Here is an 11,697-nt window from a genome sequence, read left to right as displayed (position 1 = left end):
CACGAAATACTTCTTTACCGTTGACCATGACTACCCAGCGTTGCGTTAAGTGGTTGTCGTCATGGGTGATGGTGGCTACCGGTTTGTCATCAGCGTAATATTCGTGATGGTCAAAAGAGATTTCGACTATTGTGAGGGGTTCGGGAGCTATGGCTTGGGCTTGGTCAGCAATGTAGCTGTCGAGTTCGGCTTGAGCGATGTCTTGGTTGTCAACTTTCTGAAGCTGGGTTGATTGGTGGGTGATGATTGCGTTTACCCAGGTTTGGGCCGCTCTTTTGTCTCCGGTGGGTGTAACACCGAGTTCGGCAGCGATTCTTTTGAGGCTCTTGAGGTTATAGCGGCAAAGGGGTTGCTGTGTGTAGGTTGGATGGGTCATAATGGTAATCTCCGTAATACAAAAAGGCGATCGCAATAGTTGTCCAGACCGTGGCGGTCGCCTTGAATTTGGATGAACAAAAGGGCGTTGTGTTAGTAGCACGACGCTCTTTTGCTTTGAGTTTGAATCTCATTTCAGTTCAGCGAAGCTGAAACTCATACTTATTAATTTACTAGTCCCACTTATAAAAGTCAACTGCTAATTATAAATTATTGAGATATAATTTTGGGTGAGCCAAAAACTTCTTGCACATCATGCTCAAGTACCTGACAAATATACCTAAGCAACTGAAAAGACACGTTTTGCGGGGCTTTGGGCATATTAGGATTTTCTAAAAGCTGAATATATTGCTGAGAAACTTTATAGTCAAACCGTCCTTGAATTTCTTCGGCAAGTGAACGCCTAGAGAGCTTTCCACGCATTTGCTTCAACTTTTCTCCAAAAGCTGGTTTCCACGCGACAGTCGTAATTAAATCTAGTTCCAACATAATATATTCTTTACTAGTGTCACTTGACGCACTCATAATATAATTGATAAAGTGATGCTAGTAAAGAGTAAATCACTCACAGTAAAAGCTTTCCAAATCTTTGGTAAAGCTAAACTTTTATGGCAATCACCTCAAAACTAAAAGCGACCGCCCAACGTGAAATTGTACAATCCTTCAAATATGGTAGGTGACACTAACTTATTACTCCCGGTTCGCTCATTTTTTTTGGAGTTCGAGAAATTGCCGAAAAACAGAAAAGCTAGGTGTAGCAATGGTTTTAGCCATTCCCCTAAATTTACCTTGAACTACCACCCTGTTCTAAAAACTCTATTTTTATGCGATGCCTACGGCGGTAAACTACGCGCAAAGTTGGGATTATAGTACGTTTGTATTGTAAATTAGAACCCCTACTAAATCGTTCAGCTTTTTTCTAACTCAATTTAAAATGGGCGAACCGGGAGTTATTACTAATTTATCGGTCTTCACTTTTAAAAGTCTAAGAATTGCCTAAACCACCTTCTAGAACCAACAAAGCCACCTCTGCCGCAAAGAGTGATTCAAGACCACCTGTTAATTCTGCAAATGAAGATATCTCTGTTGAGGAAAATCCAGCTACAGCAACAATTACGGTTAGTGCTGTTGAAGTAGAGGAATTGACCGAAGAGGAACAGAGCGATCGCCTTCACCTAGAGCGGCGTGTGGAGAGAGCAGTTTTTGAGGCGGGTAAGGCACTGGCAGAATTGCGCGATCGCAGACTGTACCGCTCTACCCACAGCACTTTTGAAGAGTATTGCAAGGACAGGTTTGGGTTTGAGCGCCGTCATCCTTATAGATTAATCGAAGCTTCGGCTGTGTTTGATAACCTAATGAAAATGTGTCCAAATTGGACGCAAAATGAAGATGATCTTGATACAGTCCACTCCGAGCAGCTACAAATCTTGCCTACCAGCGAAGGACAAGTCCGACCCCTCACCAAACTTGAACCCCAGGAACAGCAAGAAGTATGGCAACAGGCGGTGGAACAAGCTGGCGGGAAAGTGCCGACTGGTAGAATCGTCAAAGATGTGGTGCAGCGCATAATGGAGAGAACGAAAGTACCAAACACCTACCAAATCGGCGAAGTGTGCCAAATATTAGTTAAAGACAACCCAGAACTCAGGGGTAAAGGAGGATGCTGGGGCATAGTCAACCATGTGGGCGAATTCAGTTGCACAGTCACAATGTGGGATGGCGAATACACCGTGAGAATCGACCACCTGAAGCCACTGAACTACCTGGAGTCGGAATGTCAGCAGATGCAGTTAATCAGCGATCGCATTCATAGGCTACGGGAAAACGAGAATTTAGAAGATGCCCCAACTGCTGTGCTGAAGCACTTGGGGGAGTTGAAGCGACCGTATTTGACTGCGGTGGAGGAGAAGCTGTTAAGTGTGATTGAGAAAGAATACGGTGTTACAGATTGAATTCTAGAAACACCTCGACAATAATAGATACACGTCTTATGATTAGGTAATAAGCTTGATGTTTGGCAAGTCGAAGCGGGGGCTAAAACCCTGGGGGATCTGCCAAAATCGCCAGAACCTTGACAATTGAATAATTCCAGCGTTTCACTAATCCGGGAAGTTGCAAATTAGTTGCAATAAGATCGGCTGAAAATGACCTTTTTTTTCGATCTGCCAAAAACCTTCCCAGGAACCATGCTCCATAACAGTTTCAGATGGAGCGTTTCCGATAACCAAATCCCCTCACGGGGACTGAAACATTTATTTAACTTCTTATATCTAAAAAACTGCTTAAGTTTCCGATAACCAAATCCCCTCACGGGGACTGAAACACGCTGGGACTGATGGTGGAAAAGGCGATAAAGGCGGTTTCCGATAACCAAATCCCCTCACGGGGACTGAAACAGCAAAACTAACGATCGCCGCATAAAGTTCTAAGGCGTTTCCGATAACCAAATCCCCTCACGGGGACTGAAACAACCAAAAACTCCGATCCTACCTAGAGTCTGAATTGGAGTTTCCGATAACCAAATCCCCTCACGGGGACTGAAACCCTGCACTTCCCCTGTGTCAATCTGGTTTTCTAAGGCGTTTCCGATAACCAAATCCCCTCACGGGGACTGAAACATCTCGATATTTACCTCATACCCAAAGGAAATTTCCGTTTCCGATAACCAAATCCCCTCACGGGGACTGAAACGCATTCAGTACTCTTAAATCAGTAGCCTTAGTGTGAGAGTTTCCGATAACCAAATCCCCTCACGGGGACTGAAACTTCGCGGCAATCCAATTATGAGCATAGGCAGTCAATGGTTTCCGATAACCAAATCCCCTCACGGGGACTGAAACTGCTCTCGGATGCTTTTTGAAGCAACGAGCGATCGCACTTTGGTTTCCGATAACCAAATCTGTGACTTGAAGAAGATTTTGGACAGGTTGTCCAAGTTTACCTTCCAAAAATGTATGTCCAAGTTTACCTTCCAAAAACGTCCAAAAAATAACATAAAGGAAAGCTAAACGGCTCAAACTATCTCTCTGTATACAACATAAAGGTTTTGCTCCCTAGCGATGCTTACGGCGGCAAGCTACGCAACGCTAGTAAGTTATCCAAGTTTAAGGTAAAAGTTAGCTAGGAGTAGTATTTATATGGATTTGCGTCCATGTTCTTCTCCCATTTTTGTTACTATGTCCATTTTCTTTATCCAAAAAAAGCGATCGCTTGATTAATGCTTTAACGAAGTTTTAGGTATTTCAGCTTACAACTTGTCCAACTTCTCCTTCCAAAAGCTGTCCAAAATCTTCTTCAAATCACACTTTGTTGTCGCGTTTATCTGCGGCAGCAGGCATCTTCCACAGTGATACAGCGCTTCCGGCTATTATGCAATACAGTTTTTCTCCTTACCCTCTCCTATCAAAGCTTTCAGATTTGAGGATGTACCTCATAGCTGCCGTAAGTGCTGTAAGATATCGGGCATGGGCTGGAGAGTGACAGAAGCTGTTCATGAGCGGATCGCCCAATATGGATGAAAGAAATCATTCTGTTTTCTTAGGAGAGGGCTAAGATTATCGCGCTCAATTTTATCTTGCTGGCGTCTGAAAAGGCTTGATGTTTATATAGAAAAAATATTTGATTGAAGTTCTATAGCTTGAGAAGAGCTTAACCGCTTTAAGGTATGGGCAATCATTTCATTATTTAGCCAGTCTTGGATGAACTCACGTAATTGTAGCTCAAAAGGTAGTAGGGTTTGATAAATAGATTGGTCAGAGGATTGCTCAAATAGTAAATGAAAAATCTGTTCGTATTCTTGGGGATTCTTTGGGATAGATTTCCAGTTTATTGGTGCATTTACTAATAAAGAGATATCATCAATTTCATAGTTGATTTGTTTTGTTATAAGAGCAATAGCTTTGTTGACTAAATATCCTCCAAAAGTGAAATAGCGAATTTTTATAAATGTTCTATTATAAGGAATTTGCTCAAGACTACAATCATGTCTTAGTCTATTAATACTTTCTTCTATACTTGATCGTAAATTTGGATGAAGCATTTCAACAGACAAATTATCATTGTGGATAATTTGCCACATACGAGTACAAACAAAAGCATCAGTCTTTAATCTTTTACCATAATAGTTAAAATCAATTGCATTTTGTTGATTCTGGGCTGGTTCAACAATCATATATTCCATAGAAACTTTACGTACTCTCCATGTCTTGCCTGAAAAACGTACTAGGACTCCTTGTTTAACCCTTAGTAAATTATCAGCAGGAACTTCACCTAAAATTTTAGAGCCATAACGTAATTCTATCGACCGAGAGCCAGAACCAAAGTTGCCGTATATCAATCGATAGTCTACAAGTCTGTATAAATGATGATCGGCTCCATACTGGTTTTTGAATCCATGCCGTTGAAGATAACTATAATTTACTAATTGAGTACAGATATTTTCAACGATGCTGCGTTCTACATAATCCAGATGTTCAAATAAATGACATAAATCAGCTACCCGTGTAAAACGCCCATTATCAGATGCAATAACACTCAGGCATTGTTGCCCAATAGCTCCAAATAACTCATAGGGAGAACGAACTGGTAGCTCTCCTTTTTGGGCTGCGTCAATTAATGCTAAAAATTTCAAAGTATCAATTAGTATGTTCTTAGAAATATCTGGTATTAAACAGATAACATTTGTTTTGTTTTGACGACGGTTACTGCGTCCAATTCTTTGTAAAAAAGATTCAACATTTCCTGGAACTCCCCAAAGAATTACGGCATCAATATCACCAATATCAATACCAAGTTCTAACGTACTAGTAGAAATACAAATAGCAGTTTTTGCTTGCAAAAATTTTTGCTCTGTTTCTAGCCTGACTTCGGAAGAAAGCGAGGAGTAATGTGTAAAAATAGAAAGTTGAAAATACTTATTATATTGTAATATGGATGCTAGACGTTCACATTCTTGCCGAGAATTAGTAAATATTAAAAGTTTAGTTGAAATTCCCTGTGTGAGCTTGATAATCAAGTTTAAAAAGTTTGTCTCATCAGTAATATATCGTATATGAGCATCAATTGGGCGATGACCTGAAAATTTTAGAAAAACACTATTCTCATTTTTGCCAAACAGAAAATTTTGTATATCTTCTAGCCGCCCAATTGTTGCTGATAAAGCTGCCCATTGTAGATTTGTCTCTATAATTTGCTTGAGTCGTTGGAGCAGAATTGACAGTTGCAATCCTCTTTGAGTATTATAGAGAAGATGTACTTCATCAATAATTACAGCCTGAACACTTTGTAGAGCTGTATCTTTACGAAAAATCAGTACTTCTAAAGATTCTGGTGTTGTTACCAAAATGTGAGGTATTTTACCAGAGGTTAAATCATCACGATCTCCATGACGTATACCTAGACGAAGCCCAAGTTTATTCAATATAGGATACAGCCGCTTTTCCAGATCATTAACTAAGGCTTTGGTTGGTGCAATATAGAGTATCCTTAATGATTCTATACTAACTATTTGCCGCCAATAACGACTGATCAGAGGAGCTAAAACGGCTTCAGTTTTACCAGATCCTGTACCTGAAGATAAAACAATATTTTGACCATTTACTAGAGGTTCAATAGCAGCTTCTTGGGCAGGATGAAGCTTTAAAAAATGCCCATAAAATGCAGAAGCAACAGCACGTTCTAGCAGATCAACACCACTCATTAATTTTCCTCAACTTGTTCATCTAAAAAAGTTATAACTGCTTTAATAGTTTGACGAGTACGGTCTTCAACTGCGATATTGCCTGTTTTTTGAATAACAGAAATTATGCCTGATTCAATAAGACTTGAATTAGTATTCCATCCATAAGCAATTCCATGTATATCTTTAACTTTTTTAGCTAAATCTTGTAAATCCGCTAGATTCAGAGGGGTCATTTCAAAAGTAGGAAGATTATCTAATTGAAAATAACTAGAATCCCAGCGATTCTTACTAAGAAGACGATACTTACATTTGTCTATAAATTCAGGTGTAACAGCAAAAAAACTTGTTCCATGAAACTGTATACCAATAAAAAAGTGAAACAAATTTTGAAATGCTATTTCTTGATGTCCTATGTTTGGGATATTAGATAAAACATCTTCAAATTCGTCAAAAAGAATAATTAAACCCCGTAAACCAGCAGCACAGGCGAGAGTTTTAATATCTCGTAAAGCAGCCCATGACTGTATATATCCCTGATCTCTAAAACTAAAAATTTGTGGTTTGCTTGTATAAGCAGCCCAATTCAAATTACCATTTACTGAAAACTCATAACGGTAGCTTGCATTAACTTTATTTACTAGCTCATGATAAAGATAAGTTGTTTTATATGTACTTTTTTGATAAAGCCAATCTTGAATTAAGTTTTTATCACATCTACTACTAAACCAAGCACGTATCGCAATAAAAATTGCTGGAGATTCAATAATCTTAGAATAGTTCCAGTAATTTTTATTAGTAATTTTCTGCCATTCTTCACCAGTTGATATCTTACTATCACGCGCTTGTTGGCATATCCAATCAAAGAAAGGATATACACCTTTGTTTCCTGGTTGATTGGGTACTTCTAATCCCTGCCAAATAGCACCTAATATTTGATCCATGCGATTGAAACGGACAGCAGATTTAGCATCTAGTGTTATCGTACTAACAGCAAACCCTTCTTTCAGGGCAGTTTCACGGATAAATCTCAATAAATGACTTTTACCAGAACCGTAATTGGCTTTTAATAGCAATGCCCCAGATTTACCTTGTTGCAGCCTTGTTGTTAGTTCAGTAATCTCTGATAGCCTACCTACTGTGAAATAGCGTACATGACCTTCAGGTGGAATTCCTGAACGAAGGGATTCTATAAGTCGTCGTGCATCTGCACTCATAAACTATTCCTCCCGCAGGCGATCCATCACATCACCGTATATTGTTTCTGCTGTTCTAATTTCTCCTTCTAAATGGTCATCAAAATAAGTAACAAGTGCGGTTACTAGAATGCGCCAAAAGCGTACACCACTCAGTGCAGGGTGAATATCAAATAACTCTTCAACAAAACTTCCAACCTTTTCTAAGGAAGGTAATTGTAGTCCTGCCTCTGGATATGCACTAGTATAAATTTTGCAAATCTTTCTCGCAGCAATTTGATAATCTGCTAATCCAGTCTCAACTTCATCCAGATTCCAAATAGTGTCTAATGCTCGTGGTTTGCGCGGTTCAGGCTTGCCGATTCTTCCCGCCAAAGCACCATATATTACAATTCCGTGCTTGGGGTCAGTAAAGAAATCAGGAGTAGTAGCGTAAATTAAAAATAATCCATTAAGTAATTCGATATTATTGATTAGAGATAAAAGATTATTATGAGCATCTCTGAGTGAAGATTTCCGCATAATAGAATAAGCTTGTTCTGCCTCGTCAAACAAAATGACTAAGCCTTTATAGCCAGAAAGTTGAACAAATCCTGCTAGAGATTGCAACATTAACTTAGCATTATCTTTATTAACAATTTTGTTAACATCAAATCGTCTACGATATGTAGCTACATTACCTTCGCCACTAAACCACTGAAGAATTTCTTCACGATTTTGCTGTTGTAATACTACATCTGGAGCATCAGGCAGAAAAGTTTCCCAATACTTTTGAACCATCTTTTTAAAATCGATGTCAATGCTACGTTCGAGCATGAGTACTTCCTTAGCTTTAATATATTCAGGATAGGAATAGTGATTACTAAGTAAACGTTTATTTGTACCAAGGTAAGCCAAAGACTCTTGCAATACTTGTCCAAAAGGTGCTATTTCACTTGTTCTGTCGCTAGAGAATGACTCAGGAGTTGAAATATTACGAACTATTGAGTAAAAAACTTTTTCAAATTTATTGAGTGCAGCATCATCAGCGTTCAACTGTACTGTGGAAACTAAACATTCATGTTGAAAAACTACTTCCCTGAGTAACCTAAAAAAATGTGTTTTGCCTGCACCCCATGAGCCACTTGTAAAACGGATAATACCACGTTCTCTTATTCCACTTAAATGAAATTTTTTTATGCCTTCGATTAATTTATCGTTTCCGACAGAATACAAATCAACTCCTCGTTCTGGCGGTATACCTTTACGAAGCGATTCAATAATTTGAACAACGTTTATTTCCATAATTATACCTTTTTAAATACAAGTGAGCCTATATAACGTTTTGGTTCAATATGAAGATACATTCCTTGAGTTGTATCTTTAGTTTGTTGGCAATCCATTCTCCAACCATCTATTTCCAATTCCCCTTTTTCAACTAAACGGGACAAATCAATTAAGAACTCATCTGTCCGAAAACCTTTTTCATTTTTTCCTAAACGGCGAGTAATATGTCGGATTGGAACACTAGCCCCATCTTTCTGTTTGTTCGCTTTTAGTATTGCTAAATAATGACTACGTAATTTCTTTAAAAACTTTTTATCATCAAAGGGTCGATCAAAAATTCTCTTATGGTCTTGCTGGATAGCTTCTACTACAGCCTCAATATCAGCAGGAATATTAAAGAGTTTATTTGATTCAAAATTAGACAATTTAGCAGTTTTCTTCTGATCATCTATATAAAGTTGAAAGAATCCTCTCTCAAATTTATAGTTGGGATGATGAGCGTCTCTGTCTAAAGATAAATTAGCTGTAGCACAAGCTTTTTCTAATTCACTAGGGAAAGAAATATATAGTTTGATTGATGCTGCTTTTTTTTGTGATATTTCAAAGATTTCATTTAATAGTGTAATAGCAGGATGATTTTCATGCCTCATTTCATCCAACAAAGTTTTTTCTTTGTTTATCACATTTAAAACATGGAGTATCCAGCCACGGATTGCAAACATAGTGATGTTTTCCAAAAGTTTTTGGATACGTGTTGCTTTATCAGCTTTTAATTGAATTTCTTGCGCTTCTTGGGTAGCATTTGCTACCTGTTCTTGGGCAATTTGTAACATTGATTCTGCAAATGGATTAGCTGCTGTCATAAATTAAATTAATTTTTATCCCTCTACCAATAAGAAAATTATCTATGCTTTGTATTTATTATTCCCAATTAATTGACAAAATATAAAGGGTAAGAATAATAAATACGAATTATTGGATTACAAACTCGTTAAAATGTTTAACTTTGTTAGCCAATTTTCATCATGGCTTAGATATACCACAATGTAACCATTATTATACCTAAGATTATCCCTCTCGATCTTGTCTTGCTTGCGCTTATCGGGGCTATCATAAACTACAGCGATCGCCTCCTCCTCATAAACAAAATTTGGTTTACAGTTCGCCTCTGGAATTGATTTCTGATCCGCAACATTTATTAGAAACCTGCTTGATACTAGGGTGTTGACTCTGTATCCTTTAGCCCAAAGGTGAGTTTGTGTCTGCTAAATCCTTGCTAAGGACAATCCCGAACTTAGAGTCCAATACGGTTCAGTTAAGGCTCAAACTCTTTATCAAAGTCAATTTTTTTAACGAACCACAGAGACGCAGAGGAAACAGAGAGAAGAAAAAATGCTTAACTGAACTGTATTGACTTAGAGGCAAGGGCAAGTGCTGGGCGATTGTTAGCGCAGTGAATGAGTTCAGTTGCACCGTGAGAATGTGGGATAGTGAGTTTACTGTTGGGCTGAAACATCTGAAATCTTACGAATACTTGCCTGAAGAATGTGAGCAGATGCAGATGATCTGCGATGTCTACGACGGGCTACGCCTACGCATCAGTCGGGTGTATTCTAGTGCGTTGGAGGAGACAGTCAAAAGTCTGTTGCAGTTATTGGGTAAAGTGAATCGCCCTTATCTTACTGCTGTGGAAGAGAAATTATTGAGCGTTTTGGAGTTTGAATACAGAGAAAGATAACCCCTTAACGACTAATACGCATACAGTTCTGTTAAAATCCAAAGGTCATCGGTTTTCTGACAAACTGAATATGACTTCAATCACCAGGACAATCACAATTAACGTTCAAGCTGACAATAATAGACAGTATTTTTGTCAATTATCGTCTTCTCTTGACCAGCCCACAGATGAAATTCGTTGCTGTGGTCAAACCGAAGAACACGCTATAGCCATTGCATTAGAACATTTAGCCAGTAAATATCGTCAAATTGCCGAGGAACGACAAAACGAAGATTGGCTTGCAATAGAGCGTTCTGAGTCGGGAGAAGCAATACAAAAGCATTATCATGTGATTTTACATTATGAACGGATTGGGATAGCAGAGTCTAAATTTGAAGCGATGCAGGACACGCTACTGGGAAATATGGTAGTTGAAAATGCCAAAATCACCCTGATTGAGATTGATGCAAATTTACCAGTCCAGCCTTTAACTTGATGATGTGCTAGATAATTCCAAATGAATCGGCAAGTAGGAGAAAACAGTAATGCAAAGTATCAAATTGCGTTCTCACATAGGATCTGACGGGATCTTACATTTAGAAATTCCACTGGGGATAACGGACAAAGAAATAGAAGTAACAGTAATATATCAACAGCTAGAACCATCAGCACCCGCAAAAACACCAGAAGAATTAGGATGGCCAGCCGGATTTTTTGAACAAACAGCTGGATCATTAGCGGATGACCCAATTCAAAGATATCCCCAAGGTGAGTATGACACTAGGGAGCCATTAGAGTGAGATATTTGTTAGATACCAATGCTTTCATTGTTTATCTGAATCGTCCTATGTCTGCTGTGAGGCAGAGGTTAGAATCGCTATCACCAGCAGACATCGTTGTTTGTTCGGTAGTAAAAGCCGAACTCTTTTATGGTGCAATGCGAAGTAATAATCCCACACGGACTTTAACATTACAAGAAGCATTCTTAAATAATTTTGTATCTTTGCCTTTTGATGATCGGGCAGCTCGAGCTTTTGGCACAATTCGGGCAGAGTTAGGGATGCTTGGTACACCAATTGGGCCTTATGATTTGCAGATTGCCGCAATTGCGCTAGTGAATAACTTAACATTAGTCACGCACAACACGAGAGAATTTAGTCGCGTTAGTGGACTGGTGATTGAAGATTGGGAGCAAGAGTAATAATATCTTTTGTGGACTTGAATGAAAACCAATGCTGCTCGACTACTTGATAAACTAGGTATTGCATACCAAATTCTCACTTATGAGGTAGATCCTGACGATCTGGCAGCTGAGACTACAGCACACAAAGTTGGCCTTCCGCCAGAGCAAGTTTTTAAGACTTTAGTAGTCAGAGGTGACACAACAGGTATTTGTTTTGCTATTGTGCCAGGAAATGCTCAGTTGGACTTAAAAGCCTTGGCACGAATTTCAGGAAACCGGAAGG

General features: G+C 38.8%; 11 protein-coding genes, 1 pseudogene and 1 CRISPR repeat array. Of the genes and pseudogenes, 6 read left to right on the top strand and 6 right to left on the bottom strand.

Annotated elements, in window-relative coordinates:
• A pseudogene (locus HWQ38_RS01630) lies at nt 1–478 on the bottom strand (hypothetical protein); the annotation flags it as partial.
• 107 nt (nt 479–585) lie between these two features.
• Complete coding sequence (locus HWQ38_RS01625; RefSeq protein WP_292789500.1) at nt 586–900, bottom strand: hypothetical protein; 315 nt, start codon at nt 898–900, stop codon at nt 586–588.
• 467 nt (nt 901–1,367) lie between these two features.
• Between HWQ38_RS01625 and HWQ38_RS01620 the strand changes: the two genes are divergently transcribed.
• Nucleotides 1,368–2,327 (top strand): hypothetical protein, encoded by a 960-nt coding sequence (locus HWQ38_RS01620; protein ID WP_292789498.1) that lies wholly within the window; start codon nt 1,368–1,370, stop codon nt 2,325–2,327.
• A 261-nt stretch (nt 2,328–2,588) separates the two neighbouring features.
• Nucleotides 2,589–3,294: direct repeats of the CRISPR family, unit length 37 nt; unit sequence GTTTCCGATAACCAAATCCCCTCACGGGGACTGAAAC.
• A 682-nt stretch (nt 3,295–3,976) separates the two neighbouring features.
• Here the strand turns inward: HWQ38_RS01620 and HWQ38_RS01615 are convergent.
• The 4 genes from HWQ38_RS01615 to HWQ38_RS01600 are packed head-to-tail and all read right to left on the bottom strand — an operon-like array spanning nt 3,977 to nt 9,377.
• On the bottom strand, nt 3,977–6,073 hold the full coding sequence (locus tag HWQ38_RS01615) for a DEAD/DEAH box helicase (protein WP_292789497.1): 2,097 nt from the start codon (nt 6,071–6,073) through the stop codon (nt 3,977–3,979).
• Nucleotides 6,073–7,269, bottom strand: a complete 1,197-nt coding sequence (locus HWQ38_RS01610) for a BREX system ATP-binding domain-containing protein (RefSeq protein ID WP_292789495.1) — start codon at nt 7,267–7,269, stop codon at nt 6,073–6,075. Before HWQ38_RS01610 ends, HWQ38_RS01615 begins: the two co-directional genes overlap by 1 nt.
• A gap of 3 nt (nt 7,270–7,272) precedes the next feature.
• A complete protein-coding gene (locus tag HWQ38_RS01605; RefSeq protein ID WP_292789493.1) occupies nt 7,273–8,532 on the bottom strand; it encodes a BREX system ATP-binding domain-containing protein in 1,260 nt (419 codons plus the stop codon).
• 2 nt (nt 8,533–8,534) lie between these two features.
• Complete coding sequence (locus HWQ38_RS01600; protein ID WP_292789491.1) at nt 8,535–9,377, bottom strand: hypothetical protein; 843 nt, start codon at nt 9,375–9,377, stop codon at nt 8,535–8,537.
• 617 nt (nt 9,378–9,994) lie between these two features.
• Between HWQ38_RS01600 and HWQ38_RS01595 the strand changes: the two genes are divergently transcribed.
• From HWQ38_RS01595 to HWQ38_RS01575, 5 genes are all read left to right on the top strand, one after another.
• Nucleotides 9,995–10,252, top strand: coding sequence for a hypothetical protein (locus HWQ38_RS01595; protein WP_292789501.1), 258 nt, complete (start codon nt 9,995–9,997; stop codon nt 10,250–10,252).
• 70 nt (nt 10,253–10,322) lie between these two features.
• Entirely contained in the window at nt 10,323–10,727 is a 405-nt protein-coding gene (locus tag HWQ38_RS01590; RefSeq protein WP_292789489.1) for a hypothetical protein, read from the top strand.
• Between the two features lie 49 nt (nt 10,728–10,776).
• Complete coding sequence (locus HWQ38_RS01585) at nt 10,777–11,031, top strand: hypothetical protein (RefSeq protein WP_292789488.1); 255 nt, start codon at nt 10,777–10,779, stop codon at nt 11,029–11,031.
• Complete coding sequence (locus HWQ38_RS01580) at nt 11,028–11,432, top strand: type II toxin-antitoxin system VapC family toxin (protein WP_292789486.1); 405 nt, start codon at nt 11,028–11,030, stop codon at nt 11,430–11,432. Before HWQ38_RS01585 ends, HWQ38_RS01580 begins: the two co-directional genes overlap by 4 nt.
• 21 nt (nt 11,433–11,453) lie before the next feature.
• Nucleotides 11,454–11,697 (top strand): YbaK/EbsC family protein (locus HWQ38_RS01575; RefSeq protein WP_292789484.1); only part of this gene is annotated, 244 nt, incomplete at its 3' end.

Source organism: Nostoc sp. NMS7, from assembly GCF_017115085.1.
Lineage (GTDB): Bacteria > Cyanobacteriota > Cyanobacteriia > Cyanobacteriales > Nostocaceae > Nostoc.
Note: the sequence above shows the minus strand (reverse complement) of the source record. Positions and strands in the feature narration are given on the sequence as shown.

What these genes read in the sequence shown, in the direction of transcription:
- HWQ38_RS01625 (WP_292789500.1), bottom strand. Translation starts at nt 900, where the DNA reads ATGAGTGCGTCAAGTGACACTAGTAAAGAATATATTATGTTGGAACTA.
- HWQ38_RS01590 (WP_292789489.1), top strand. Translation starts at nt 10,323, where the DNA reads ATGACTTCAATCACCAGGACAATCACAATTAACGTTCAAGCTGACAAT.
- HWQ38_RS01615 (WP_292789497.1), bottom strand. Translation starts at nt 6,073, where the DNA reads ATGAGTGGTGTTGATCTGCTAGAACGTGCTGTTGCTTCTGCATTTTAT.
- HWQ38_RS01610 (WP_292789495.1), bottom strand. Translation starts at nt 7,269, where the DNA reads ATGAGTGCAGATGCACGACGACTTATAGAATCCCTTCGTTCAGGAATT.
- HWQ38_RS01605 (WP_292789493.1), bottom strand. Translation starts at nt 8,532, where the DNA reads ATGGAAATAAACGTTGTTCAAATTATTGAATCGCTTCGTAAAGGTATA.
- HWQ38_RS01595 (WP_292789501.1), top strand. Translation starts at nt 9,995, where the DNA reads ATGTGGGATAGTGAGTTTACTGTTGGGCTGAAACATCTGAAATCTTAC.
- HWQ38_RS01585 (WP_292789488.1), top strand. Translation starts at nt 10,777, where the DNA reads ATGCAAAGTATCAAATTGCGTTCTCACATAGGATCTGACGGGATCTTA.
- HWQ38_RS01600 (WP_292789491.1), bottom strand. Translation starts at nt 9,377, where the DNA reads ATGACAGCAGCTAATCCATTTGCAGAATCAATGTTACAAATTGCCCAA.